Below are 24,504 nucleotides of genomic sequence, written 5' to 3' on the forward strand. Positions count from 1 at the left end.
GAGAACTATGTTCAAAATGCACGGAATGACAAGGCGGTTGAGGAGCCGATTCGGCACGCTCCTGGCGGCGAGTGCACTCTTTGTCGGCGGTTCCGTCACTGTCGGAGCGACCAACGCGGCGGCAGTCGACTGGACGTTCTCGAAGAGCGCGGTGTCTGCCGACGGGAGCTTCAGCATCACCTCCTACTACGGCGGCGCCGTCGCGGGCGTCATGAAATGGAACGCCGATCCGGGGTGCTGCGGGATTCCCGGGGACGCGTTTCAGGTCGCGGACCGGCTTTCGGACGGACGTGGCATGGAGGCCAAGATGATTTCTCCGGCGACGGGGCGCGTTGCCACCACGCGTGGTCACGCGGCCACCTACGTCAGCCCGTGGAACACCGGCGATCTGGCTGAGGGCACCACAGTCCAATTCCAGCTCTGCGCAGTAGTGGGTATCTATTCGACATGCAGTTTGGGCTACGGCGGCCACGCATAACCACACGTTGACCGCCTGACCTCAGGACATCTCGCCGCCCGCCCCCGGAAGCCGGGGCGGGCGGCTCTTGTACTGCCCGGCGACCACAAGTTGGCCCCGGCCAACAGCGCCTGCATATCCGCTCCCTGGCCGACGAGCCCTTCGTACGCTTTCCCCGGAACGTGGGTGTGGGCACGGATGCAGGCGGTCGTCGGCCTGGTGGCGGCCAGCTGCGGGGTCCCACCCGGCGCCGCGAATTTCGTGGCCGCCGCACGAGACGTCACGTACGTCCGGAAGGCCGGCTGAACGAAACAGGGCGCGGATACCTCAGAAATCCGCTTCTCGCCGAAGTCCGTTGCTGGTACCTCCTACGGTTCAAGACCAGTGCGAGGTGGACGCAGCGGGGTTGTCGGACCTCAAACGGCACACGCGGGAGACAGCGGGGTTCCAGGGGTGCGAGAGCTGCCGACTCCGGCTGCTGGTGTCAACGGGCGGCCGAAATGGAACCTCAGCACTCCAGTCGGACGTCCCTCAACTCGCTCAGCCCAATGGCATGTTGACTATCGACGACACCGGCTTCGCGCCTGCCGGGGCGGACCCTCCCTCACCCCCTCACACCGTCACCCGGCCGTCGGGCTGGGCTTCGGGGCGGCGGTGTCCACGTCCACGCCCTCGGGCACGTTGAGGGAGAGGACCGGTGAGCCCGGCTGCGGCGCGGGCGGGGTGAGTTCGTCCTTGGGCAGCTTGGGCGGGGTGGTCTGCTGGAAGTTGACTTGGTCGTAGTTGACCAGGTCGGTCTTCTCCAGCACGGTGATGTGGTCCAGGACGGTGTCGTTCGCCAGGTCGGCGAGCTGGCGGATCATCGTGTTCTGGGTCGAGGCGCGGATCTTGGCGATGGTCGGGAAGATCTGGCCATGGGTCACCCGCATGATGTTGACCGCGGTCGTGTCGAACTGCTTACCAGTGCTCCCGTCCACAGTCGCCACGAACTGCTGCTGCTGCGGACTGGCTTGGTTCGGCAGGGTGATACCCAGCTCGGGGGCGATCTTGCGGCACATCTCGTCGAGTCCGGCGTGGCCGGCGACCAGGTGTTCGCCGGCCTCCTTCATGGCCGGGGTCGTGCCCCGTTCCATGGCCATCAGTCCGAGGGGGTGTTCCCACAGTCCGGCCGCGCGGACCTTGACGACGAAGTCGCGGTCGGCTTCGGTCAGGGGCCCGTACCGTGTGTTGGCGACGATGCGCTCCGTGTTGGTGGCCGTATTCTCTATTCCCAGGATGGCTGGGTAGGCGAGTGCCCCGAGGGTCAAGACCAGGCCGCCGATCACAAATGTGGTTCCTGCCGTGCGTTGCGATACGCGCATGATGCCTCCGGGCGTGAGCGGCTTGTACGCCAGGGGGTACGGATACATCAGGCGGATCCATCATTGCGTTGGGTAAAATTTGCACGCTGCTATGTGTCATGCGTCACTTGGCAATGATGGCGCTGATGATGATGGTGACACGGAGCGGGGCGGCTGTCAGGACTTGGCCTGGGTGATCCGCCAGAGGCGACGTGGTGGTTCGGCTTCTTCGAGCGCGTGGGCTTCGCGCGGCCGTGTCCTGGACCACGAACTGCGTGAAGGCCTCAGGCCCAGGGACTCCTGCCGCGGAGTACCCCGCCGAAAACGAGAGACCGGGTGTTGCCGGTTGTGCCAGGCTGGTGGGTCATCAGTTCTTCCTTCCTCCAAGTGCCTGCCGGCTCGCCTTGGGAGCGTCATGACAGCGCCTCGCCTGCCCCGTTGTTGGAGCAGTTCGACTTCGCCTGCGAGCGGCTGGCCGGCCGTCTGACAGGGCCGGTGATGGACAGCGGTGACGGTTCGGACACCGAGGTCGGACCCATGACCGACGAGGAGTACTTCTGGGAGCCGGTGCCGAGTTGCTGGTCGGTCCGGCGGCGTGCGGACGGACCGGGTCCACCTGTTTTTTGCGAGGAGGCCCCGGCGTCCACGCCGGGGAGGAATCGCATCCGGGTGGGTTCGGGACGGCACGGTGTCCCGGCCGGGACCGTGAGGGGCGAGATGGTGCAGGTGATGGCGGCTGCGGCGGCTGTGGGGGCCGGGCATGCCCGGTACACCTACCGGCTGCGCCTGTCGTCCTCCGCTGGCACCGGTCTGGCGGCGGAGTGGGACCGCTGCCGGTGGGTGTGGAACGAATGCGTCGCCAAGGCCAGGGCCGTACACCTGCACAACAAGGCCACCGGCCAGCAGGCCACGTGCGGCCCGGCTCAGCTCGACCGGATGCTGACCGAGGCCCGGGCTCGTACGCCGTGGCTGCGCGCGGGCTCATCGGTGGTCCAGCAGCAGATCATCCGCGACTTCGGCCGCTCCCGCGCCAAAGCGCACAAAGACCTCACCGCGCGCCTGCCCCTGGCGCGGCGGGCCCAGATGCCGAAGTGGAAGACCAAACGCGAGGCGCTGGCGACCCTCAACTACACCAAGCGCGGGTTCCGGCTGAAGGACGGGCGGCTGTACCTGGCGGGCGGCATCGTCGTTGCGGGTGTGGTCGCGGGAGCTGCCGGCCGAGCCGTCCTCGGTACGCGTGTACCAGGACAGCCTCGGACACTGGTACGGCTCGTTCGTCGTGCCCGCCCAGCTCCAGCCCCTGCCCAAGACCGGCCAGGTGCTCGGCGTGGACTGGGGCGTGAGGGAGACCGCGACCACCACCTCCGACGCACACGACCTCCCACGCCGGGCACGGCAGGAAGGCCCAGGCGAAGCTGACCCACTACGACCGGATGATGGCCCGCCGCAAGCCGAAGAAGGGCTCGCCCGGATCGAAGGGCTACCGCGCGGCGAAGAAGCTGCGGGCGAAGGCGTGCAAGAAGGTCGCCAGGCAGCGTGCGGACAGCGGCCGCAAGTGGGCCAAGAAGGTCGTCCGGGACCACGACGCCATCGCCGTCGAGGACTTCCGCCCGAAGTTCCTGGCCAAGACCACGATGGCCCGCAAGGCCGCCGACGCCGCCATCGGCGCCACCAAGGCCGCCCTGATCGAGATGGGCCGCAAGCACGGGCGGGACCTCCGCCTGGTCCATCCCGCGCACACCACGATGGACTGCGCCAGCTGCGATGCGAGAGCCAAGCATCGCCTGCCGCTGGGTGAACGCACCTACACCTGCACGCGTGCGGAGCCGTGTCCCCACGGGACAAGAACTCCGCCCGCGTGATGCTCGTCCGGGCTGGTCTCAACCCGGCTGGTACTGATGGCGCAAGACCTCCTGGAGCGCAGCTCCAGAAGGCAGCCTGAGCCAGAAATCCCCTCCCACCAGGGAGGGGAGGATTCAACACCATCGCGTGGCGCCTGAGCCACCTGAGCGAAATGCTGTGGCTCCGCCTTCGACGCGGGCGCCGCGGCTTGGCGGAAGGCGCTGGTGGGTGCCGACGAAGCCGCGCTCGAGACCGTCGGTTACTGCACCTATCCCCATGGCAGCGACGTGGACGAACCGTTCGTCGACATCGTGTGGTGGGTCAATCAGGAAGTCGTGCACCACGGAGCCGAAATCGCCTTGATACGCGATCTGTACCGTGCACGACAGGCGTGACCCCGCCGCCAGTGGCCACACGGGCAGCCGCACGATCTTCGTCCCGGTGAGCCCGGCGCTGATCCAAGTGAACTGGCGCCCGCCGGGATCCGGTTGAGCCGGGCATCGTCGCAGCAGGTGTCGCCCGTGTTTCATGGATCGAGTGTGTCGGGAGCACGTCCGTCGCCTTCTGTAGGACTCAGAAGCGGTAGTACGACGCGACGCCCGGCTGGCCGGTGTAGTTGGGACCGGCGTCCGGGTCGGCGCCGAGGTAGGTGAACGGGAGTGTGATGGAGCGTCCGCCCCGCAGGCTGAGGCGGTGATGGCGGGCCGAGTAGTGGAAGCCGGCCGTGCGCAGTGCTGCCAGGACCGGGCGGGAGGCGTCGCCGCCGTCGGGTCGTCGCAGCGTCGAGGGGTCGAGATGGGCGATCAGCAGGCCGTTGCCGGTGAGCCAGGACGCGGCCCGCTCCAGCAGGGCGAGCCGGTCGCCGATGTAGTGCAGCCCGTGGACGCAGGTGATGAGGTCGTAACGGCGTCCTGGCGACCATTGGCCGAGGTCTGCGGTGATGAGTTCGAGGCCGCTGGGCAGCGCTGTCCGCAGTAGCGGGCCGACCAGGTCCACGCCGGTGATCGCGGCCTGCGGGAGCTGCTGCGCCGCTGCGCGGAGCGCGAGCCCCTCTCCGCTGCACAGGTCCAGCCAGGACGGGGAGGGGCCGTGGCCGCTCAGGAACTCGGCGGGGGCGAAGCCGAGTTCGCGGGTGTAGCTGTTGACGCCCGTCAGGACCCGATCGCGGTTCATGGTGCTGTTGGCCACCACGGAATACCCGGTCAGCTCGTCGTCTTCGACCAACAGGTGCGGCGGTTGGGGCGCGGCTGGCGAAGTCCTGTCGGTCATCGGACCATTGTGCGGCACCCCAGGACGCCACCGCGAGAGACAGCGCGGTGGTCGGTGCGCCGTTGACCGCGGTCCCGGACACGGAACGGCGGCAGCCCATGATCCTGTCCGGCTGCGGCGTTTGGCGGGCACCGACGGTTTCTGTACGAGTTCTCGTACGAGCGGTCTTCGAGATGCCCGGGGTACAGCGCGTACGTGGTCAGCTGCCCGGCAGCCGCTGAGGGGTGCCCATCCGGAAAGTGCGCCGGTACGCCGCCGGAGTCGTCGCCAGTGTCCGGTGAAAGTGCTGGCGCAAACTGTCCGCGCTGCCCAGGCCGCTTCGCTCCGCCACCGCGTCCACCCCCAGATCCGTCGTCTCCAGCAACTCCCGGGCCCGCGCGAGCCGCTGCTGGTTGAGCCACTTCAGCGGGGTGACACCGACCTCAGCCGTGAAGCGGCGGCCGAATGTCCGGGTGCTCATCCCCGCCCGGGACGCCAACTCGGCGATCGGCAGCGGACGGTGGAGCCGGGCCAGCGACCAGTCCAGCACCGGCCCGAGGCCCGCCGCCTGCGATGGGACAGGGGCCGACGGCAGTGCGTACTGGGTCTGGTCGCCCTCCCGGTGCGGGGCCACGACCATCCGGCGGCCGACCTCCGCCGCCGCGGCCGTGCCGTAGTCGCCGCGCACGATGTGCAGGCACAGGTCGATGGCGGCGGCCGTGCCCGCGCTGGTGAGGATCGAACCGTCGTCGACGTACAGCGAACGGTCGTCGACGTGTACGTACGGATGGCGGCGGCGCAGTTCCTCCGCGTACATCCAGTGGGTCGCCGCCGGACGCCCGTCGAGCAGCCCGGCCGCGGCCAGCACGAAGGCGCCCGAGCAGAGCGAAGCGATCCGCGCGCCGCGGGTGTGCGCCTCGCGCAGCGCGTCGAGCAGGGCGGCCGGCGGCTCGTAGCCGTCCATCATGCAGGCCGGGACCACGATCAGATCCGCCTCGCGCAGCGCCTCAAGGCCGTGCTCGGCCTCCAGGCGCAGACCGCCGGGAGCATGCTGTGCGCCACCCGGTGCGGTGGCGCACAGTGTCAGCTCGTACCCCTCGCCCGCGAACACCGCGCAGGGCACGGCCAGCTCGAACAGTGAGGTCTCTTCCAACAGGGTCACCATCACACGAAGCGCCATGGCGTAAATCTAGTGGAAGCTGACGTTTTCGCCAATGGTCTGGGATAGGCGCAGGTCGGATGGTGGGTGCATGGCATGGAACTCATCGACCGCGCCCGGTCACCGGCTGGCTCTCGCCGGGATCTCGGCGATCGGCGTCACATTCGGTTTCGCCCGGTACGGATACGGGCTCTTCCTCCCCGAACTGCGCGAGGAGTTCGGGCTCTCCGTCTCTCTGGTGGGGGTGATCGGCAGCGCCACCTACGTCGGCTATCTGGCCGCGCTGCTGATGGTCGGCGCCCTCGTCGCGCGCTTCGGCCCGCGCCCGCTCGTCCTCGTCGGCGGGCTCTCCGCCGCCGTCGGGATGGGGCTGGTGGCGCTCGCCCAGGGACCGGCTCTGCTGATCACCGGGCTGATCCTCGCCGGTACGAGCTCCGGCTGGGCCTGGGCCCCCTACTCCGACGCGGTCGACCGGATGGTGCCGACCGGGCGGCGTGAGCAGGTCATGGGCGCCATCGCCAGCGGCACCGCCTTCGCCGTCGTGGTCGCGGGTCCGCTGGCGCTGCTCGCCCGCGGCACGGGATGGCGGTACGCCTGGCTGGTCTTCGCACTGGCGGCGCTGGCGTCGACCGCGTACAACGCCCGTGTGCTGCCCGGAGGTTCGGGCCGGCCGACATCGAGCAAGGGTCGGCCGACGTACCGCCGCAGCGCGCTGCCGCTCCTGCTCACCGCCGTCCTCTACGGTGTCGTCGGCTCCGTCTACTGGTCCTTCGCCGTCGAGGCGATCACCGACGCCGCGGGCACCGGCTCCGCCACCGCACCCCTGTTCTGGTCCCTGATGGGTGCGGCCGGCATGGTGGGGGCGCTGGCCGGTCACGCCATCGCGCGGTACGGGATCCGTCGCGTTCACCTCGGACTCTTCTGCGGCATCGCCGTCGCACTCGCCCTGCTCGGCCTCGCCCCCGACGCGCTCCCCGCCGTCGTACTCTCCGCCCTGCTGTATGGCCCGTGCTTCATGACGGGATCCGGGCTCCTCGCGGTGTGGAGCTACCGCGTCTTCCCCGAGAAGCCCTCTGCCGGCTTGAGCGTCACCGTCTTCTTCCTGGGACTGGGCACGATCGCGGGACCCGCGCTGCTCGGCGCGTATGCCGAACTCCACGGCCTGCGCGCCGCGTTCCTCCTCACGGCGGGCATCGCGGCCCTTGCCTTGATGTGCGCGCCAAGTCGTGGCGCGCGCTGGGGCGGACTCCACCAGGGACAGGAACCGCTACGGGGGCAGGAACAAGGCGCCGGGACCCGGACTGCGGAGCGGGATCGAGGCCGACCCGCTCGGCCTCCGAGGCCGGTGGACCGGCGGTGAGTCCCGGAGCACCGACGGGAATTCACCGGGCTCCGGGCTGTGGGCCGGGACGCGGTCGACGACGGGAGTCGATGGGCGCGACGCGCCAGAAGTACCCGGTGTTCGGGACATATCCGGGGCGCGCACCGCCCGAGCGCACGCGTGGGCAACCTCTGTGCCCTTCGACAAGTCATCGTTGAGTGACGGGATTGGGTGCGCCTACCGGCGGGAGTGGTCATGAGGAGCGCGAAGGGCGCGGGCCGGGTGGTGCTGCGGCGGCTGGGGTGGGCAGCCGATGAGGATGTCTCGAAGACGCGGTGGCTGGTGGAGGCCGCGGTGCTGTTCATGCTGTGGCAGGGGTACGCCGTGGGGGCGATCAAGCCCGCGTGGTTCGCATTGCCCGTGGCCTGCCTGGCATCGGCGATCTACGGCGTCTCGTGGACGTCGAGAATCAGAAACGGGTTTCGACGCTCGCGGGGCGGCCGACACCGAGCGGATGACGACTCACCGTGACGCTCTGATGAGTGTCGTACTCCGGGAAGGAAACCCACAACGCGGGTGTCGGGCACCCCGCGCAGGTGGGTTGCTTCCGCAGAGCGCTGCCGGGCGTGACCGCGAATCCGCGGATTGTTCCGCGAGATTCTCCTGGTGGACGCTGCTGGGTTTGTGTAGCGTCTCCGGTAGCTGTCGTGGTTCCGAAGTACCTTCCGCCCGTGAGCTCATGCACGGGCGGTTTTGCTGTTCAGCGCCGCTGAGGACCCGTCGATCACCTCCGGCTTCCGCGCGGTGCGGACGCCGACTGCGAGTCCCTTGGAGGGCGAACATGGCCAGTGGAACGGTGAAGTGGTTCAACGCGGAGAAGGGCTTTGGTTTCATCGAGCAGGACGGCGGAGGCCCGGATGTCTTCGCCCACTACTCCAACATCTCCGGCCACGGATTCCGTGAGCTGCAGGAGGGCCAGAAGGTGACGTTCGACGTCACTCAGGGGCAGAAGGGCCCCCAGGCGGAGAACATCACCCCGGCCTGAGCCGCGGTCCCCGGTGCCCGTTCTCGGTCGGCCGAGGACGGGCACCGGCACGTCCTGGTGCGTCCCGAGGCGTGCGCCTGAACATCGGCGCGGATCTCATCCCTGTCGGCCCCGCCTCCGCCGGTCCCCATTGACAGGACAAAAGAGCGACACCCACAATCATCGCCATGACCAGGCACTGGTTCGTCACTACGGGACCGTCGCGCGTCCCGGATCGCACGGGGTGCGAGCGCTCCGGCCGATAGCTGGGCTGCCGCCGAGCCATGTGCTCGCTGCGCGCCGCAGCCCGGACGGTGCCGGTCTTCTTTCTGATGGTCCGGATGACTCCTGACGACCCGGACGACTCCCGGCACACGTCTGCACCGCACGACTGAACTCCCCTTTCTCGGCGCCCGAGGGCACACGTCTCAAAAGCCGCCTGTCGTCTGCCATCGATGGACGCGTACCAAGACCAAGAGGACCAGGAGAGGGATTCCATGACTGTCGTGAACGCCGGGCGACCGGCCACGCTGCGCGAGGCCTGGGTACCGGAGGGCGGGATGTACGAGGGCGCTCGTGTCCTGCGCCGTCTGCCCGAGGGATGGGGGGAGCGCCCGTACGAACGCTTCGAGGTCGTGCCGCAGGGGCGCACGATCGGGGCCGAGGTGCGCGGAGTCGATCTGTCGCGCCCGCTGGAGCCGGCGCTGCGCGAGGAGCTCAACCGGGCCCTGCTGGAGTGGAAGGTGCTCTTCTTCCGCGGTCAGCACCTCACCTCCGCCCAACAACGTGACTTCGCCCGCAACTGGGGGGAGTTGGAGACCAATCCGCTGCTCGCCCGGGGCTCCAGCGAGGACGTGGTCCGCTTCGACAAGGGCAGTGGCGCCACGCCGACCTTCGAGAACATCTGGCACGCCGACGTCACCTTCCGGGAGCGGCCCGCGCTCGGCGCCGTGCTCCAATTGCGCGAGGTCCCGCCGTTCGGCGGGGACACCATGTGGGCGGACATGGCCGCCGCCTACGACAACCTCCCGCAGGAGGTGAAGGACCGCATCGACGGTGCCACCGCCGTGCACGACTTCATCCCCGGTTTCGCCCGCTTCTATCCGCCCGAGCGGCTCGCCCCGTTCCAGGATGACTTCCCGCCCGTGGAGCACCCGGTCGTGCGCACCCACCCGGAGACCGGACGGCGGCTGCTCTTCGTCAACGCCTCCTTCACCACCCGGATCACCGGGATGGAACGTGACGACAGCGACCGGCTGCTGAGCTTCCTGTGCCGACAGGCGCATGTCCCGGAATACCAGGTGCGCTTCCGCTGGCAGCCCGGCGATGTCGCGTTCTGGGACAACCGCGCCACCCAGCACTACGCGGTCAACGACTACGGCACGCACCGCCGCATCGCGGAACGTGTCGCGGTCGCCGGCGACCGGCCGTACTGACCCACACGCACCCGCAGCAGACCCCGCAACCACGGCAGTCCTTCCGCACATTGGCGCCCGCACGCCGGCCTGTCCACGCACGCGACGCGATAATGAAAGAGGACTCCTGATGAGATTCGACAGGCGCATACCCACCAGATATCTGGCCGGCGTCTCCGTCATGGGGATGATCGCACTGAGCTCCTGTGCGGCGGCCGACACCTCCAAGGCGAAGAGCGCTGACACGGTCACTCTGGCTGTTCCGTCGTGGGTCGGCGCCGAAGCCAATGTGGCGGTCGCCGCCTACCTGTTGGAGGAAGAGCTCGGCGTCAAGGTCAAGACCCGGCAGATGGACCAGCCGGTCGCCTGGGACGCCATGGACGGCGGCGAGATAGACGCGGTGCTCGAAGACTGGCGCGGTTTCCCGGACAAGGAGAAGAAGTACGTCACGGATCGGAAGTCCGTCGTCGCCGGCGGCGACCTCGGAGTCACCGGCCACATCGGCTGGTTCGTTCCGAAGTACTACGCGGACGAGCACCCCGAGGTCACCGACTGGAAGAACCTCAACAAGTTCACGGACGACCTCCGGACCGCCGAGAGCGGGGAAAAGGGCCAACTGCTGGAGGGGTCCCCCTCGTACACCACGAATGACCCCGCGATCATCAAGAACCTCGGTATCAATCTGAAACCGGTGTACGCCGGGAGCGAGGCTGCCCAGATCACCCAGATCAGGAGCAGCGTCGAGAAGAAGAAGCCGTTCATCAGCTATTGGTGGACCCCGCAGTGGCTGAACGCCGAGATCGACCTTGTCGAGGTCGCCCTTCCTCCGTACAAGGAAGGCTGTGCCGACGACCTCAAAAAGGTGACCTGTGCCTACCCCGATACTCCGCTCCAGAAATACCTCAACGCCGACTTCGCCGAGAACGGCGGCGACACCGCGCAATTCCTGAAGAACTTCAAGTGGAGTACGGAGGACCAGAACGAGGTCGCCAGGATGATCACGGCGGAGAAGCTCTCGCCCGAGGCCGCCGCCAAGCGGTGGATCGACGAGAACGGGGACGTCTGGGAGCGGTGGATCCCGGGGGACTGACCAGCCCGGGGGCCGCCCGGGCCCGTCGGAGCTGTGCACTCCGGCGGGCCCGCGCACGGCATAAGCGCTGCCTCGGCAGCGTCTGCTCAAAGACGGCCGCCGCTGAGACGGGAAAGCGGTCCACGCTGGCGCAGTCCGGCACGGCGCCCCAGCGTGTAGGAGCAGAGGATCACGGTGGCGGCCCCCGCGCCCGCGGCGGCCACCACGACCTTCCTGGCCTTCAGGAGGGTCCAGACCAAGCCGGCCTTCCCGACTGTCTGTTCGGCGGCCGAGGCGACAGTGCCCTGCACCGTCCTGGCCGTTTCCCTGGCCTTCTCCGACGCCGCTCCGCCGAGGCCCGCCAGTGCGGCCTTGCCGCCGCGGCCGGCGGCATCGACCGCGTCCCCGGCGCTCTTCGCGGCCTCGGTGGCGGCCTGTTGCGCTTCCTGCGCCGGTGCCGCGGCATCTTGAGCCACGGCCTTCTTCGCCGCTCGCGCGTTCGCGGTCGGCGACTGTCCGCTCGTTGTCCTGTTGCTTGTTCCAGCCATACCAGCGGGGTATCCGCCGCTGCGGACGCCAAACGGAGAACGGCACAGGGCGAACCGCGTCGCACGGGCTTCCGTCGTGGTCGGGGTAGTCATGAGTTGTTGCGTATGCATAAGATGCATGGGCAAGTAGTCGTCGCGCGCCCCGTATCTCGGAGCCTGCCCATGATCCACGGCGTCGCCCCGCTGCGGCTGCGGGGGAGCGCGAGCGTACGAGCTCTCACGACAAGGAATCAGCATGGCTATCACCCTGGTGAACCCCGAAGGACTGCCGGAGATCGACGTCTACCGGCAGGTATCGATCGCGACCGGGTCGAAGTTGGTCTTCATCGCCGGGCAAGTCGCCTGGGACGCCGAGGGGAAGACGGTCGGCGAAGGCGACCTCGCCGCTCAGGTCGAGCAGTGTTACCTCAACATCGGCACTGCCCTGGCCGGCATCGGCGGCACCTTCGACGACGTGGCGAAACTGACCGTCTACGTCGTCGACTGGACCCCCGACAAGATGCCCCTGTTCCTGGAAGGGGCCGCCAGGGCGGCCGCAAAGCTGGGAGTCACTCCGGTCCCGCCGGGCACGCTGCTGGGCGTTGCGGCACTGGACATACCCGACCACCTGGTCGAGATCGAAGCCACCGCGGTCCTCGACTGAAGGCAAGACGATGACCCGACGCGGACGAACGCGTCGGACGGCCGGGCCGAGGACGGGCTGAACATGGCCGGCGCCATGCGCATCCGTGCCGGCTCTGGCCGCACGGCTTCGAGATGCCGTGCGGCCACCGGGGCGCGCCGAGCCGAAATCCGGTTGCGTCCGTGCGGGGGATCGACTTGAGTGCGTGCTCGTGACTGCCTCGAGTGATCTCGTACGCCCGGACCGCTATCCGCGGTCCTCTCGTTACGACCCCGCCTGGTTGCTCGACCTGGACATGGGGCCGAACCCGTTGTGGCTGCTGGAGGACCTCGCCGGGGCCCTGGACCTGCGCCCGGGCATGCGGATTCTCGATCTCGGTTCCGGGAAGGGCGCCACATCGGTGTTCTTGGCCCGTGAGTACGGTGCCCGGGTCGTCGCGGCCGACTGGTGGATCGCCCCCGAGGATGCGGAAGCCGTCTTCGCCGAGGCGGGTGTCGGCGACCGGGTGGAGGCCGTGCGGGCGGAAGCGCGCGCCCTGCCGTTCGAGGAGGAGAGCTTCGACGCCGTCGTGAGCGTAGACGCGTTCGAGTACTTCGGCACGGCGGACACCTATCTGCCCTACCTGGTGCGGTTCCTGCGTCCGGGCGGACAGTTGGGCATGGCGACTCCCGCCATGACGCGGGAGGTCCGCGAGCTGGGAGCGATCCCGCCCCACATCAAGGAAGTGGTCGGCTGGGAAGCGATCGCCTGGCACACGGCGGAGTGGTGGCGGTTCCAGTGGGAGATCACCGAGCTGGTGAACGTCACGTCCGCGCGGCTGCAGCAGGATGCCTGGCAGGACTGGCTGCTGTGGGCCCGGGCCTGCGCCGAGCACCAGCCGGACGGCGGGAAGGCGAACCAGCCCGTGATCGACATGCTCACGGCAGACAGTGGCGAGTTCCTCTCCTTCGCTCTGGTGACCGCCCGTAAGAACTGAGCAGCACTCGCTCGGCCCACTGCCGCCCCCTCGGTCGGGCTGGAGGTTGAGCGGGCCGAACTCGTATGGAGAGAAGGCGACGTCGGGCTCGCCGTCGACATCAGGATGACTGCGGTCGCTGCAGTCCCTGAAGGAGCAGTGCGACCAGTCGGCGGGGGTCGTAGCGGGGGTCGCTGTCACGTCCGATGCAGAGGTTGCCGATGCCGCGCATCAGTTCGTAGGCGTGTGTGCCGGGCCTGATTTCGCCGGCGTTGACCGCGGCGTCGAGCAACTGCGCGCAGACGGGGACCAAGCGGTCGAGGAAGTAGGTGTGCAGCGTGGCGAAGCCGCTGCTGTCCGACTGCATCGCGTTGGCGAGTCCGTGCTTCGTGACCAGGAAGTCGACGAAGAGGTCGACCCACTGGCGGAGCGCCGCGAGCGGAGAGTCGGCGCCGGCCAGCAGGCTCGGACCGGCCTCGGCGCAGGCCTCGACCTGGTGGCGGTAGACGGCGACGACGAGGTCCGCCCGAGTCGGGAAGTGGCGGTAGATCGTCCCCATCCCGACGCCGGCTCTGGCCGCGATCTCACGGATCGGCGCATCGACGCCGGACGTGACGAACACCGCGGCGGCCGCGTCGAGCAGCGTCTGCTGGTTGCGCAGCGCGTCGGCCCGCCTGCTGCGGGCGGGCACCTCCCCGGGCTCGCCTGTAGTGGGCACCACGCTCTCCTTCCGACGACGTTGACAAAGCGGAACGGTGCTCCGTATCGTAATCGGAACAACGCTCCGCTTCCAGCGTATCCGAAGCCGGACGCTCCGGCCTGCCTCGCCCGCCGCCGGCCGTATGAGACCGGCGGCAGAGGCCACTGAATGGACATACACATCATGAGTGAACCGACTTACACAGCCGACATCCTGGGTTCGCCCACTCCCGTCCTCTCGGTCAGTCCGGTGGTGCTGTCGGCTCCCGGCCGAGCCGTGGACCTGGAGATGCGGGTCTCCGCGCCCGTGACCGGCAGCGACCTGCCGGTCATCCTTCTCTCGCACGGTCAGGGCTACTCGAACAACCTCTCCTCGCTGAACGGCTACGCGCCCCTCGTCAACTTCTGGGCGGCACACGGCTTCGTTGTGATCCAGCCCACCCACCTGAGCTCGACGACGCTGAGTCTGGATCCCGAGACCCCCGGGGCGCCCATGTACTGGCGATCGCGGGCCGAGGACATGACGCGCATCCTGGACCGGCTCGACGCGATCGAGGCCGCCGTCCCGCAGCTCCTCGGGCGCCTGGACCGAAGCAGGGTCGCCGTGGCCGGGCACTCGATGGGCGGGCACACCGCGAGCCTGCTGCTGGGCGCCCGGCTCACCGATCCGCTGGACGGAACGGAAGCGAACCTGGCCGAGCCCCGGATCAAGGCGGGTGTACTGCTTGCCGCGCCAGGCAGGGGCGGCGACGCCATCACCGAATTCGTGGCCGAGAACTACTCCTTCTTCCTGAGCATGGATTTCTCCAAGATGACGACGCCCGCGCTCGTGGTCGCCGGCGACAAGGACGCCTCTGCCCACCTGACGGTTCGGGGCCCGGAATGGCACGCCGATCCGTACTTCCTGTCCCCGGGCCCCAAGTCCCTGCTCACCCTGTTCGACGCGGAGCACGGGCTCGGCGGGGTCTCCGGATATGACGTCGCCGAGACCACGGACGAGAACCCCGAGCGAGTGTCCGCGGTTCAGCGGCTCACCTGGGCCTATCTGCGCACCGAGCTCTACCCCGGGGATGCCGCGTGGCAGGAGGCGCGTGACGCGCTGACGGCCGGACCCGACCCGCTCGGACGGGTCGAATCCAAGTAGGCCCGAGGTCCGCCACATCTGCGGCGGACCAACGGCAGAAGAGGGTCGCCCTCGACGATGAGCTGGCCGCCGCACCGACCTTGACGCGCGCCATGTGTACCCGCCCAGGTTGGGGCGTCGCCGAACTTCGGCTCCGCTTACCTTGCGTTCTTCCGCAAAGGCCCCGTGGCATGGCTGTGGTTGCTCCTGGGCTGTTTGATAACTTGCACTGACGTGCGATGTGCGTAACTACCGCCGCGACGAGGGAGGTTGATGAATATGGCTGCCAGGCGTTTCACCAGCATGCCCTCGTCCGGGTCGCGCGGGATTACTGAGCGGCTCGGTCGTCCGAAACGACCAGGAGTGTCGCATGTCCTCTTCCCTCTTCCCCTCCGGTACGGATCTGATCACTGACCGCCTTGTGCTGCGGGAGTGGCCCGCCGATGAGGTCGCCGCCGTCGTGGGCAACGGCCGACTGACGCACTGGGCGGCGGACTTCCCCGCCGACGGTGACCGCGTCATCGCCGGTGTCATTGCCGAACAGCCGGACGCCGCGGGGCAGTACGGCCACCGACAGATCATCGAGCGGGCGAGTGGCCAGGTGGTCGGCACCATCAGCCTGCTCCTGCCGCCGGGAGACGGAGCCCTCGAATTCGGATACGGCATCGTGGCATCGCGCCGGGGCCGCGGCTACGCCCCTGAAGCCACCCGGGCCTTGGTGGAGTTCGCCCTGACCCTGCCGAACGTCCATACGGTGTACGCCGATGCGGAACTGTCGAACCCGGCCTCGATCCGCGTACTGGAAAAGGCCGGCTTGCGGCGCGTGAGCAGCGACGCGACGACGACCCGGTTCAGCACCGCAGCACCGGAGCCGGATCAGCGGTAGTCCCGACCGAGGCCGGCGGCGCACAAGCCGCCGGCCTCGGTGCCCGGGCGGGTTCACGAGACTTGGGGCAGTCACCCGACTCTCGCAGAGGCAGCGGCACCCCAGTGAACATGGCGTCCCTGTAGCCTGGTTGGGCTTGTCGTGCCGGAAGGTGATCCGCCCGTGCCCGTGCCGAGTTTGCTCGCGGTTTTCGCTCATCCGGACGACGAGTCCCTGTGGTCGGGCGGGGTGCTGGCACGGCACGCGGCCGGGGGCGCTCGGACCGCGGTCGTCACGGCGACGTGGGCACCGGACACTCGGCGCGGCGCGGAACTGGCCGAGGCGCTCCGTATCCTGGGTGCCGGCAAGCCACGGATGCTCGGTTATGCCGACGCTCGCGCACCACAGTCGGCTCCGGGCCGTGTGCGGTTCTGCGACGCGCCGCTCGACGAGACGACAGGACGGCTGGTCGCGCACCTTCGGGAGTTCCGCCCGGAAGTCGTGATCACCCATGACGCCTACGGCGGGCTGACCGGCCATCCGGACCATGTTCACGTCCACCGCGTGACCACGCTTGCGGTTGGGGCGGCCGGGCTTGAGCGGCTCTGTCCGGATGCCGGTCCCCCTTGGCAGCCGAGCGCCCTGTATTTCGCCACACATCCACACTCGGCTGTCCGGGCCTTGAGCGACCTGGCCCGCGCGGGTAAGGCCATGAACAGTGTTCCGGACGAGTGGATCACCGCGACGGTCGACGTCAGCCCCTGGTTGGAGCGGAAGTGGGCGGCCGTGCTGGCCCATCGCACCGAGGTGGAGCGCGGGGCCGCGCCGGGGCTGCTCGCCCGCTTGCCACCTGCGGTCCGCGAGCGGGCCCTGTCCACCGAGTGGTATATCCGCCACGACACCGTCTCCGCCGTGTCGGCCCAGACGGAACTCACAGTCTGACAAGCGGCACTGACGGATTGGCATCGAAGGCAAGGGACCGGAAGGCTCACCAACAGGGGATGCGCGTCCGGCTCGCCGCCCCGCCGACGGAGTGGCGTACCGACTGACTTGGGCCCTGCGGGTCAGGGGTGGTTGGCCGTGGTCGGCCCGATCCTCAGCTCAGGCCGGGACGGGTTCCTGGTCGGCGTCGTCGAAGGGTGGGTAGCTCTCGCTGCCCATTCGATCGGCCGCATCAATGTAGTCGGCGAGAGCGGCGCGGGATTGAGCGAGCCTGGTCATCTGATTGTCCAGCCGCCGCAACCGTGACCGCATCGCGGCCAGCAACTCGGGACACCCCAGCAGCTCCGGGGCCTCTCCGACGGCGCAGGGCAACAGGTACGCGATGTCCTCGGAGGATAAGCCGGCACCGAGCAGATGCCGGATCTGCTTCACCCGGAGCATGGCGTTCTCGTCGTACTCGCGGTACCCGTTCGCGCCGCGGTCTGCTTCCAGCAGGCCCTGGGCCTCGTAGTAGCGCAGCTGATGGGCGTTGACGCCCGTCCGGCGACTCAGTTCCCCGATGCGCATCGAAACCTCACTTGACCTTCATACCGGTATCAACGTTGACGATGCTGCCATGAACAACAAAGCCGATACACCCGTGACAGTCATCGGACTCGGACTGATGGGCCAGGCACTCGCCGGCGCGTTCCTGAAGGCCGGGCATCCCACAACTGTGTGGAACCGTACGACGTCCAAGGCTGACCAACTCGTGGCCGGCGGCGCACGCCTGGCGCCAACGGTTGGTGCCGCGCTCAAGGCAGGTTCCCTGACGATCATCTGTGTCACCGATTACCCGGCCGTGCACGAGCTGCTCGGCGCGAGCGGGATCGAGCTGGACGGCGCGACGTTGATCAACCTGACCTCGGGCGACTCGGCCCAGGCCCGGGAAGCCGCCCAATGGGCCGAGCGGCGCGGCGCCCGTTACCTCGACGGCGCCATCATGGCCATCCCCCCGGCGATCGGGACCGCCGAGGCGATGATTCTGCACAGCGGGCCGCAGCCGGACTTCGAGGCACACAAGTCAACACTCGACGCGCTCGGAACCGTCACCCACCTCGGTGCGGACCACGGGCTGGCGTCCCTGTACGACGTGGCCGGCCTGGCCATGATGTGGAGCGTCCTGAACGCCTGGCTCCAGGGCACTGCCCTGCTCAGGACGGCCGGTGTCGACGCCGCGACGTATGCGCCGTTCGCGCAGCAGATCGCTGCCGGTGTGGCCGCATGGCTGCCCGGGTATGCCGAGCAGATCGACAGTGGATCCTTCCCGGCCGAGGTGTCGGCCCTGGAGACGGACGCGCGGGCGATGGCGCACCTGATCGAGGAGAGCGAGGCGCTGGGGGTCAACGCCGAACTGCCGAAATTGATCAAGGCGATGGCCGACCGCTCGATCGCCGCCGGACACGGTGGGGAGCAGTACCCCGTGCTGATCGAGGAGTTCGGCAAACCCCGCGGCGACTGACCCGTCCCAACACCGGGATCAAGCGGTCTCGGTGAAGTCAACTCCGTACAGGGGCACGAGCTTTGGTGGTGTGGTGGTGCTGCCAGAGATCCTGACGACGGAGTGACCTGGGAGCAGCAGGTCAAGGTCGAGGTGCGTTGACGACTGCTCGGGCGTCGGCCTGTCGATCTCACTCGGACTGACCTGGTTTCGGCGCTGTGCGGACGTACGCGCGTTCGCCTTGTTTGCCGATGAGGCCGAGGTACTCGACGGGACCGGCGCCGGTGGATCCGAACCGGTGCGGGGTGCGGGTGTCGAACTCCGCGGCTTCCCCGGGTTTGAGAATCAGGTTGTGCTCGCCGAGGACGAGGTGCAGCGTGCCGGCACCGGATGCAGGCCGCGGTCACCTTGTGGTCGATCACGGGCTCGCCGGAGCCGAGCACCTCGGTTCTGGAAGAGTTCATCCTGCCGATCGTCGACGGCTACGGCTATGGCTATGGGGTTTTCGGTGACGCGCTGCGGGCCCTGGCCCGGATCGGCGTGAGCACCCCCGCGGTGCGTCCCGCCCTTCTTACGGTGAAGGGACGGGACCGGCGTCTGTGCCTCCACCGGGACTACCGGGCGGTCCTCCAGGACGAGGAACTACGGGCCGCGATGGAAGAGGTGCTCGCCCTCACGGTCACTGTCAGTCGAGGCAGTCGGCGATGAGGGTGGCGAACTCGTCCGGGTCGGCCAGGCGGATGCCGAGGGTTTCGGCCTTGGCGCGCTTGGACCCGGCGTTCTCGCCGGCGACGACGAGGGTGGTCTTCTTGGAGACGCTGGACGAGGCGCGGCCGCCGGCGCGTTCGATGAGTTCGTTCATCTGGTTGCGGCTGAGCTTCTCCAGCGGCCCGGTCATCGCGCCGGTGACGACGACCGTCATCCCCGCGAGCGGCCCGGCGGCCGCCTCGCTCGCACCGCTGTCCTCAGCAGCCGCACCGTCCTCTTCACCGCTGTTGACGGCGGGTTGGTACGGGGTGGCCCCGGGTTCGGTCATGTTGACCCCGGCCGCGATGAGTTTGTCGATGAGCGGGGCGAGTTCGGCGAGTTCGGCGACGATGGACGGTGCCTTCTCGGTGCCGATTCCGTCGACCTGCTGCATCGCTTCGGCGTCGGCGGCGCGGATGTGGTCCATGGTGGCGAAGTGGCGGGCGATGCGGCGGGACATGGACCGGCCGGTGCCGCGTACGCCCAGCGCGCACAGCACCCGTGACAGCGGCCGGGTCCTGGCCGTGTCGAGTGCGGCCAGGAGGTTGTCGGTGCTGGTCTCACCCATCCGCTCCAGGCCCAGGAGCTGGTCGCGGGTGAGGGCGAACAGGCCGGCGAGATCGGTGACCAGGCCGGTTTCGACGAGCTGGACGACGCGGGTGTGGCCGAGTCCTTCGATGTCGAGCTGGTCGCGGCCGGCGGCGTAGGAAAGGGCGGCGACCAGGTGGCAGTTGCGGCCGTTCTCACAGCGCCAGCGCTGCTGGCTGGTGTCGATGGCGGAACCGCACCGCGGGCACATCTCGGGGAAGACGATGGGCTGTTCGTCTCCGGTGCGCAGGTGAGCGACGGGGGCTTCGATGCGGGGGATGACGTCGCCGGCGCGGTGGACCATGACGTGGTCGCCCAGGCGCAGGTCGCGCCGGGTGATGTCGGCCGGGTTGTGCAGGGTGGCGTAGGTGATGGTGGCCCCGTCGATGACGACCGGTTCCAGCACGCCGCGCGGGGCGATGACGCCGGTGCGGCCCACGTTCCACTCCACCTCCAGCAGTCTGGTGATCTTCTCGACGGCGGGCAGTTTGTAGGCGATCGCCCAGCGCGGGGCGCGGGTGCCGGATCCGGCGGCCCGCTGGTCGGCGGCCAGGTCGGCCTTGATGACGATTCCGTCGATCCCGAACGGCAACTCGGCCCGCAGCGCGGCGATTTCCTGTACCCGGGCCAGGACCTGCTCGACCGTGGCGGCGGTGGTGCCGGGCACGGCGGTGCCGGCGGTCGTGTTCACCCCGAGCTCGGCGGCGTGCGCCATGAGGTCGCTGTGTGCGAGTTCGCCCAGCCGCCCGGCGAGCTCGGCCTCGGTGTCGGGCAGGGGCAGCAGCCCGTAACCGAAGAACGTCATCGGCACCGTGTACGCACGTTCCCTGGCGCGCAGGCTGCCGGCCGCGGCGCCGCGCGGGTTCGCGAACGGCTGCCCGCCGTGTGCGGTGCGCACCTCGTTGGCGTGCTCGAACTGGGCGGTGGTCATCAGGACTTCGCCGCGTACCTCCACCGTGACCGGCTCGGCCAGTTCCCGCGGCAGGCCCACGATGGTGTCGAGCGCGTGCGAGACGTCCTCCCCGGCCGTCCCGTCGCCACGGGTGATCAGCCTGGTGAGGCGGCCGAGCGTGTAGCGGGCGGCGATCGCCAGACCGTCCAGCTTCGGCTCGACACTGAACTGCTCCACATCGTGGCCGATGCGCCGGGCCAGCGACGCGGTCCAGGCGGTGAACTCATCGGCCGAGAACACGTTGTCCAGACTCAGCATCGCCACCGTGTGCGGGACATCCCCCTCGACGGCGCCACCGGCGACCTTCCCGGTCGGCGAGTCGGGCAGCACCTGGTCGAGATGCTCGGCCTCCCATGCCGCGATGCCGCGCACCAGCCGGTCGTAGGCGTCGTCGTCCAGCACCGACGTGCCGCTCGCGTAATAGGCGGCCGCGGCCTTCACCGCGTCCTCGACCGCCTGCGCGTAGGCGGCGGCGTCCACGATCACTGCAACGGGTGTCGTCATGCCTGCCATCCTGCCTGCCACCACTGACAACGCAGCCGACGGCGGACACGGATCACCGGTGAAGCATGGACTCCGAAAAGGCATTGCATGTTAATGCTATGCAGCGCATACTTCTGCACATGTCCAAAGTGCTCACCTCCCTGCCTGTCGGTGCACGCGTCGGGATCGCCTTCTCCGGGGGCCTCGACACCTCGGTGGCGGTCGCGTGGATGCGGGAGAAGGGTGCCGTGCCGTGCACCTACACCGCTGACATCGGCCAGTACGACGAGCCGGACGTCGCGTCGGTGCCCGGCCGTGCCACGACGTACGGCGCGGAGGTCGCCCGGCTGGTCGACTGCCGGGCGGCGCTCGTGGAGGAGGGGCTGGCTGCCCTGGCGTGCGGGGCGTTCCACATCCGGTCCGGCGGCCGCGTGTACTTCAACACCACACCGCTGGCGCGGGCCGTCACCGGAACCCTGCTGGTGCGCGCGATGATCGAGGACGACGTGCAGATCTGGGGCGACGGCTCCACCTTCAAGGGCAACGACATCGAGCGGTTCTACCGGTACGGCCTGCTGGCCAACCCGTCCCTGCGGATCTACAAGCCGTGGCTGGACGCGGACTTCGTCAGCGAACTGGGCGGCCGCAAGGAGATGTCCGAGTGGCTGCACGAGCGCGGCCTGCCCTATCGGGACAGCACGGAGAAGGCCTACTCCACCGACGCGAACATCTGGGGCGCGACCCACGAGGCCAAGGCACTCGAGCACCTCGACGCGGGCATCGAGACCGTCGAGCCGATCATGGGCGTGCGGTTCTGGGACGACACCACGCAGATCCCCGCCGAGGACGTCACGATCGGCTTCGAGCAGGGACGCCCGGTATCGATCAACGGCAAGGTTTTCGCCTCCGACGTCGACCTGGTGCTGGAGGCCAATGCCATCGGTGGCCGGCACGGCATGGGCATGTCCGACCAGATCGAGAACCGGGTCATCGAGGCCAAGAGCAGAGGCATCTACGAGGCGCCTGGAATGGCGTTGCTGCACGCGGCGTACGAGCGGCTGGTCAACGCGATCCACAACGAGGAGACCCTCGCGATCTACTACAGCGAGGGACGACGGCTGGGCAGGCTCCTGTACGAAGGCCGCTGGCTGGACCCGCAGGCTCTGATGGTGCGCGAGTCGCTGCAGCGCTGGATCGGGACGGCGGTCACCGGCGAGGTGACCCTCCGGCTGCGCCGGGGCGAGGACTACTCGATCCTGAACACGGCAGGGCCGGCGTTCAGCTATCACCCCGACAAGCTCTCCATGGAGCGGACCGAGGATTCCGCCTTCGGGCCGGTCGACCGCATCGGTCAGCTGACCATGCGCAATCTCGACATCGCCGACTCCCGCGCCAAGCTCGAGCTGTACGCCGGACTCGGCCTGGTCGGCACCCCGCCCGCGGCGCCGATCGGCGCCGCGCGGGCGACAAGCCTGATCGGTGTGCTGCACGAAGGCGGGGCCGAGGCGATCGCATCGGGTGGGAAGAGCCCCGAACACGACGAACTGCTCGACCAAGCCGCGATGGAGTCCGGGACCGACTGACGGCACCGGGGCGGCCGCCGATCGATCCGGGCAGGAGCCCGGCATGCGACAACCGCTCGGATACGCTCTCCGTGCCCAGGACGCTGTCCGAATCGGAGGCCACATGCCGCGCTCGTCCTCGTCCGTGACGCTCGGCTCGGGGATCAACCTCGGCAACGCCCTGGACGCCCTCGACGGTCACGAGCACGCGCTTCAATTGCGGCGGCGGTATTTCGATGAGATCAAGGCCGCCGGGTTCGACACGGTCCGGTTGCCGGTGGCGTGGTCGGCGCACGCCGAGCAGACCGCTCCCTACGCCATCGGACAGGACTTTTTCCAGCGCGTGGACCGAGCGGTCGACGAGGCACTGGCACGGGATCTGAACGTCGTACTCAACATGCACCACTACCACGAGCTCAACCACACGCCGGACGAGCAGACAGAACGGTTCCTGGCGTTGTGGCGGCAGATAGCCACGCGCTACGCCGCTCACCCGGACCTCCTCCACTTCGAGTTGCTCAACGAGCCTCGCGCCGCCATGACCGCGCAACGGTGGAACACCCTCCTGCCCCATGCCCTGGCCGCCGTACGGGAATCGAACCCGGAACGCACCGTGCTCATCGGGGCGGCGGAAATGAACGATATCCACGCTCTGGCGAAGCTCGAACTGCCCGATGACGACCACCTGGTGGCGACCGTCCACTACTACGCCCCGTTCGAGTTCACCCATCAGGGCGCGTCCTGGGTCGAGGGGGCCGCCTCGTGGCTCGGCACGACCTGGGGCGGGGAAGCCGACCGGAAGGCCGTTGACGACGACCTTGGCGTGGCCGCGGCCTGGGCGGACGCTCATGGGGTCCCGCTGTTCATCGGCGAGTTCGGCGCGTACGAGCAGGCGGACATGGACTCCCGCGCCCGCTGGACCGCCTGCGTACGGGAGAAGGCCGAGCTCCTGGGGATCGGCTGGGCCTACTGGGAGTTCGGCACCGACTTCAGTGCCTACGCCCGCGAGACCGATACCTGGCGAGAGCCCTTGCGCCAGGCTCTGATCCCCACCATGTGACGCACTGGGCGAGGAACCGCGACCGGCATTACGGGCTGTCCACGTCTTCCGGCCACAGCGGAGTGTCGACGCCGCCTCGAAGAAGAACCGCAGGCAGTGGGCCCTGCAGCACGCTCTCACACACCCGTCGATGCTCCGATCGCAAGGCACCGCCGGGCGGAAACACCTCCTGGCAAACACGCTGGGACTGCCTCGCGCCGGTGGTCGGCACCGGGTCCGGGCGGCGGTATGGCCACATCCGGCGCAGGATGGGATGAGGACGACATTTTCGGGGGGACTCTCCAGCGGGAGGCCACCGTGACGACGTCACAGAGCGAAGAAACCAACCGTGCGGGGAGAAGCGGGCCCGTGTGGACCGGGGTCGCCGGAATCTTGGCCGGCGGACTACTGATCTTCGGCCAGATCCTGACCTGGCGGACACCGGACACCGAGGACGACGACGCGATCCGTGAGGTCGTGACCTTCTACTCCAAGGACGGCAATCAGGCCCTGGCCGAGACCGGCGCCCTGGTGCTGCTCGCGGCCGGACTGGCTTTCCTGTGCTTCTTGCCGGTACTGGTACGCGCCGCCGGCAGCCGTTCCACCGTCGCGCTCGCCGGCGGAACCGTCTTCGTAGTGCTTCTCATGGTTTCGGCGATCGCCGGGAACATCTACGGAATCACGGCGAACCACTCCGAGGTCTTCCGGGTCGTACCCGAAACGGCCCTGATCGCGATCCTGCTGCTGGACGTGGCGTACGGAGGGCTCATCGGAGCGATGGTGGGCGCGGCCGTGCTGCTTCTCGCCGTCTGGCGTGCCACCCGCACCACCGGTGACACCCAGGGCGCTCCGGTGCTGCCCTCGTGGCTGACCTGGGCCGCGCTGGTCGTGGGTGTGCTGTGCCTGGCGGGGCCGTTCAGCGCATGGCTGACTCCGATGCTCCTGGCGGTGTGGCTGGTGGCGGCCGGCCTGGTGGTGATGCTCAAGCGGCTGTGAGGACGTGCGAGTCAACGATGTCGCCTCC

The 24,504-nt window shown here is 68.8% G+C and carries 23 protein-coding genes and 4 pseudogenes; 19 read left to right on the forward strand and 8 right to left on the reverse strand.

What is annotated here, in order from left to right; translation table 11 throughout:
• Positions 1-7 precede the first annotated feature (7 nt).
• Positions 8-478: a hypothetical protein gene (locus AB0I18_RS27405; protein ID WP_363108242.1), complete on the forward strand. Its 471-nt coding sequence runs from the start codon at positions 8-10 to the stop codon at positions 476-478.
• A 599-nt stretch (positions 479-1,077) separates the two neighbouring features.
• Here AB0I18_RS27405 and AB0I18_RS27410 read toward each other — a convergent pair.
• Positions 1,078-1,818, reverse strand: a complete 741-nt coding sequence (locus AB0I18_RS27410; RefSeq protein WP_363108243.1) for a DUF4142 domain-containing protein — start codon at positions 1,816-1,818, stop codon at positions 1,078-1,080.
• 366 nt (positions 1,819-2,184) lie between these two features.
• On the opposite strand from AB0I18_RS27410, the pseudogene AB0I18_RS27415 reads away from it, so the two are divergent.
• The 3 pseudogenes from AB0I18_RS27415 to AB0I18_RS27425 all read left to right on the forward strand — a co-directional run.
• Positions 2,185-2,409 (forward strand): annotated as a pseudogene (locus AB0I18_RS27415) (hypothetical protein); the annotation flags it as partial.
• A 117-nt stretch (positions 2,410-2,526) separates the two neighbouring features.
• Positions 2,527-3,739: pseudogene (locus AB0I18_RS27420) on the forward strand (transposase).
• Between the two features lie 33 nt (positions 3,740-3,772).
• Positions 3,773-4,034, forward strand: a pseudogene (locus tag AB0I18_RS27425) (DinB family protein); the annotation flags it as partial.
• Between the two features lie 178 nt (positions 4,035-4,212).
• Here AB0I18_RS27425 and AB0I18_RS27430 read toward each other — a convergent pair.
• Entirely contained in the window at positions 4,213-4,908 is a 696-nt protein-coding gene (locus tag AB0I18_RS27430) for a class I SAM-dependent methyltransferase (protein WP_363108244.1), read from the reverse strand.
• A gap of 199 nt (positions 4,909-5,107) precedes the next feature.
• Positions 5,108-6,067: a helix-turn-helix domain-containing protein gene (locus AB0I18_RS27435; protein WP_363108245.1), complete on the reverse strand. Its 960-nt coding sequence runs from the start codon at positions 6,065-6,067 to the stop codon at positions 5,108-5,110.
• Between the two features lie 70 nt (positions 6,068-6,137).
• Here AB0I18_RS27435 and AB0I18_RS27440 point away from each other — a divergent pair, with 70 nt between their 5' ends.
• The 5 genes from AB0I18_RS27440 to AB0I18_RS27460 all read left to right on the forward strand — a co-directional run bounded on the left by AB0I18_RS27440 (position 6,138) and on the right by AB0I18_RS27460 (position 10,896).
• Positions 6,138-7,406, forward strand: a complete 1,269-nt coding sequence (locus tag AB0I18_RS27440; RefSeq protein ID WP_363108246.1) for an MFS transporter — start codon at positions 6,138-6,140, stop codon at positions 7,404-7,406.
• A gap of 216 nt (positions 7,407-7,622) precedes the next feature.
• The gene (locus AB0I18_RS27445) at positions 7,623-7,898 is read left to right on the forward strand and encodes a hypothetical protein (protein WP_363108247.1); all 276 of its coding nucleotides are present in this window, start codon (positions 7,623-7,625) and stop codon (positions 7,896-7,898) included.
• Between the two features lie 310 nt (positions 7,899-8,208).
• The gene (locus AB0I18_RS27450) at positions 8,209-8,412 is read left to right on the forward strand and encodes a cold-shock protein (protein WP_363108248.1); all 204 of its coding nucleotides are present in this window, start codon (positions 8,209-8,211) and stop codon (positions 8,410-8,412) included.
• Positions 8,413-8,888: 476 nt separating this feature from the next.
• Positions 8,889-9,827 (forward strand): TauD/TfdA family dioxygenase, encoded by a 939-nt coding sequence (locus AB0I18_RS27455; protein ID WP_363108249.1) that lies wholly within the window; start codon positions 8,889-8,891, stop codon positions 9,825-9,827.
• 109 nt (positions 9,828-9,936) lie between these two features.
• The gene (locus tag AB0I18_RS27460; protein WP_363108250.1) at positions 9,937-10,896 is read left to right on the forward strand and encodes an ABC transporter substrate-binding protein; all 960 of its coding nucleotides are present in this window, start codon (positions 9,937-9,939) and stop codon (positions 10,894-10,896) included.
• Between the two features lie 86 nt (positions 10,897-10,982).
• Here the strand turns inward: AB0I18_RS27460 and AB0I18_RS27465 are convergent, their stop codons facing one another.
• Complete coding sequence (locus AB0I18_RS27465) at positions 10,983-11,423, reverse strand: hypothetical protein (protein WP_363108251.1); 441 nt, start codon at positions 11,421-11,423, stop codon at positions 10,983-10,985.
• Positions 11,424-11,658: 235 nt separating this feature from the next.
• Here AB0I18_RS27465 and AB0I18_RS27470 point away from each other — a divergent pair, with 235 nt between their 5' ends.
• Entirely contained in the window at positions 11,659-12,066 is a 408-nt protein-coding gene (locus tag AB0I18_RS27470) for a RidA family protein (RefSeq protein WP_363108252.1), read from the forward strand.
• A 184-nt stretch (positions 12,067-12,250) separates the two neighbouring features.
• Positions 12,251-13,021 (forward strand): methyltransferase domain-containing protein, encoded by a 771-nt coding sequence (locus AB0I18_RS27475; RefSeq protein ID WP_363108253.1) that lies wholly within the window; start codon positions 12,251-12,253, stop codon positions 13,019-13,021.
• A gap of 100 nt (positions 13,022-13,121) precedes the next feature.
• Here the strand turns inward: AB0I18_RS27475 and AB0I18_RS27480 are convergent, their stop codons facing one another.
• The gene (locus tag AB0I18_RS27480) at positions 13,122-13,718 is read right to left on the reverse strand and encodes a TetR/AcrR family transcriptional regulator (protein WP_363108254.1); all 597 of its coding nucleotides are present in this window, start codon (positions 13,716-13,718) and stop codon (positions 13,122-13,124) included.
• Between the two features lie 165 nt (positions 13,719-13,883).
• Between AB0I18_RS27480 and AB0I18_RS27485 the strand changes: the two genes are divergently transcribed.
• The 3 genes from AB0I18_RS27485 (at position 13,884) to AB0I18_RS27495 (ending at position 16,629) form a co-directional block, all read left to right on the forward strand.
• Complete coding sequence (locus AB0I18_RS27485; RefSeq protein ID WP_363108255.1) at positions 13,884-14,843, forward strand: chlorophyllase; 960 nt, start codon at positions 13,884-13,886, stop codon at positions 14,841-14,843.
• Between the two features lie 349 nt (positions 14,844-15,192).
• A complete protein-coding gene (locus AB0I18_RS27490) occupies positions 15,193-15,708 on the forward strand; it encodes a GNAT family N-acetyltransferase (RefSeq protein ID WP_363108256.1) in 516 nt (171 codons plus the stop codon).
• Between the two features lie 162 nt (positions 15,709-15,870).
• On the forward strand, positions 15,871-16,629 hold the full coding sequence (locus AB0I18_RS27495) for a PIG-L family deacetylase (protein ID WP_363108257.1): 759 nt from the start codon (positions 15,871-15,873) through the stop codon (positions 16,627-16,629).
• Between the two features lie 159 nt (positions 16,630-16,788).
• Here AB0I18_RS27495 and AB0I18_RS27500 read toward each other — a convergent pair whose 3' ends face one another.
• A complete protein-coding gene (locus AB0I18_RS27500) occupies positions 16,789-17,196 on the reverse strand; it encodes a MerR family transcriptional regulator (protein WP_363108258.1) in 408 nt (135 codons plus the stop codon).
• A 49-nt stretch (positions 17,197-17,245) separates the two neighbouring features.
• On the opposite strand from AB0I18_RS27500, the gene AB0I18_RS27505 reads away from it, so the two are divergent.
• Positions 17,246-18,130 (forward strand): NAD(P)-binding domain-containing protein, encoded by an 885-nt coding sequence (locus tag AB0I18_RS27505; RefSeq protein ID WP_363108259.1) that lies wholly within the window; start codon positions 17,246-17,248, stop codon positions 18,128-18,130.
• Positions 18,131-18,299: 169 nt separating this feature from the next.
• Here AB0I18_RS27505 and AB0I18_RS27510 read toward each other — a convergent pair.
• Positions 18,300-18,494 (reverse strand): annotated as a pseudogene (locus AB0I18_RS27510) (cupin domain-containing protein); the annotation flags it as partial.
• Positions 18,495-18,499: 5 nt separating this feature from the next.
• Between AB0I18_RS27510 and AB0I18_RS27515 the strand changes: the two are divergent.
• Positions 18,500-18,817, forward strand: coding sequence for a hypothetical protein (locus tag AB0I18_RS27515; protein WP_363108260.1), 318 nt, complete (start codon positions 18,500-18,502; stop codon positions 18,815-18,817).
• Here AB0I18_RS27515 and ligA read toward each other — a convergent pair.
• The gene (gene ligA, locus AB0I18_RS27520) at positions 18,795-20,900 is read right to left on the reverse strand and encodes an NAD-dependent DNA ligase LigA (RefSeq protein ID WP_363108261.1); all 2,106 of its coding nucleotides are present in this window, start codon (positions 20,898-20,900) and stop codon (positions 18,795-18,797) included. The genes AB0I18_RS27515 and ligA overlap by 23 nt on opposite strands.
• Positions 20,901-21,019: 119 nt before the next feature.
• On the opposite strand from ligA, the gene argG reads away from it, so the two are divergent.
• The 3 genes from argG (at position 21,020) to AB0I18_RS27535 (ending at position 24,476) form a co-directional block, all read left to right on the forward strand.
• Positions 21,020-22,462 (forward strand): argininosuccinate synthase, encoded by a 1,443-nt coding sequence (gene argG, locus AB0I18_RS27525; protein WP_363108262.1) that lies wholly within the window; start codon positions 21,020-21,022, stop codon positions 22,460-22,462.
• A gap of 103 nt (positions 22,463-22,565) precedes the next feature.
• Positions 22,566-23,501, forward strand: a complete 936-nt coding sequence (locus AB0I18_RS27530; RefSeq protein ID WP_363108263.1) for a glycoside hydrolase family 5 protein — start codon at positions 22,566-22,568, stop codon at positions 23,499-23,501.
• A 348-nt stretch (positions 23,502-23,849) separates the two neighbouring features.
• Positions 23,850-24,476, forward strand: coding sequence for a hypothetical protein (locus AB0I18_RS27535; RefSeq protein ID WP_363108264.1), 627 nt, complete (start codon positions 23,850-23,852; stop codon positions 24,474-24,476).
• Positions 24,477-24,504 lie beyond the last annotated feature (28 nt).

This window comes from Streptomyces sp. NPDC050704 (genome assembly GCF_040654355.1).
Lineage (GTDB): Bacteria > Actinomycetota > Actinomycetes > Streptomycetales > Streptomycetaceae > Streptomyces.

Coding starts and splice junctions, on each gene's coding strand:
- AB0I18_RS27405 (WP_363108242.1), top strand. CDS start 8: ATGTTCAAAATGCACGGAATGACAAGGCGGTTGAGGAGCCGATTCGGC.
- AB0I18_RS27410 (WP_363108243.1), bottom strand. CDS start 1,818: ATGCGCGTATCGCAACGCACGGCAGGAACCACATTTGTGATCGGCGGC.
- AB0I18_RS27430 (WP_363108244.1), bottom strand. CDS start 4,908: ATGACCGACAGGACTTCGCCAGCCGCGCCCCAACCGCCGCACCTGTTG.
- AB0I18_RS27435 (WP_363108245.1), bottom strand. CDS start 6,067: ATGGCGCTTCGTGTGATGGTGACCCTGTTGGAAGAGACCTCACTGTTC.
- AB0I18_RS27440 (WP_363108246.1), top strand. CDS start 6,138: ATGGCATGGAACTCATCGACCGCGCCCGGTCACCGGCTGGCTCTCGCC.
- AB0I18_RS27445 (WP_363108247.1), top strand. CDS start 7,623: ATGAGGAGCGCGAAGGGCGCGGGCCGGGTGGTGCTGCGGCGGCTGGGG.
- AB0I18_RS27450 (WP_363108248.1), top strand. CDS start 8,209: ATGGCCAGTGGAACGGTGAAGTGGTTCAACGCGGAGAAGGGCTTTGGT.
- AB0I18_RS27455 (WP_363108249.1), top strand. CDS start 8,889: ATGACTGTCGTGAACGCCGGGCGACCGGCCACGCTGCGCGAGGCCTGG.
- AB0I18_RS27460 (WP_363108250.1), top strand. CDS start 9,937: ATGAGATTCGACAGGCGCATACCCACCAGATATCTGGCCGGCGTCTCC.
- AB0I18_RS27465 (WP_363108251.1), bottom strand. CDS start 11,423: ATGGCTGGAACAAGCAACAGGACAACGAGCGGACAGTCGCCGACCGCG.
- AB0I18_RS27470 (WP_363108252.1), top strand. CDS start 11,659: ATGGCTATCACCCTGGTGAACCCCGAAGGACTGCCGGAGATCGACGTC.
- AB0I18_RS27485 (WP_363108255.1), top strand. CDS start 13,884: ATGAGTGAACCGACTTACACAGCCGACATCCTGGGTTCGCCCACTCCC.
- AB0I18_RS27490 (WP_363108256.1), top strand. CDS start 15,193: ATGTCCTCTTCCCTCTTCCCCTCCGGTACGGATCTGATCACTGACCGC.
- AB0I18_RS27500 (WP_363108258.1), bottom strand. CDS start 17,196: ATGCGCATCGGGGAACTGAGTCGCCGGACGGGCGTCAACGCCCATCAG.
- AB0I18_RS27505 (WP_363108259.1), top strand. CDS start 17,246: ATGAACAACAAAGCCGATACACCCGTGACAGTCATCGGACTCGGACTG.
- AB0I18_RS27515 (WP_363108260.1), top strand. CDS start 18,500: ATGCAGGCCGCGGTCACCTTGTGGTCGATCACGGGCTCGCCGGAGCCG.
- ligA (WP_363108261.1), bottom strand. CDS start 20,900: ATGACGACACCCGTTGCAGTGATCGTGGACGCCGCCGCCTACGCGCAG.
- argG (WP_363108262.1), top strand. CDS start 21,020: ATGTCCAAAGTGCTCACCTCCCTGCCTGTCGGTGCACGCGTCGGGATC.
- AB0I18_RS27530 (WP_363108263.1), top strand. CDS start 22,566: ATGCCGCGCTCGTCCTCGTCCGTGACGCTCGGCTCGGGGATCAACCTC.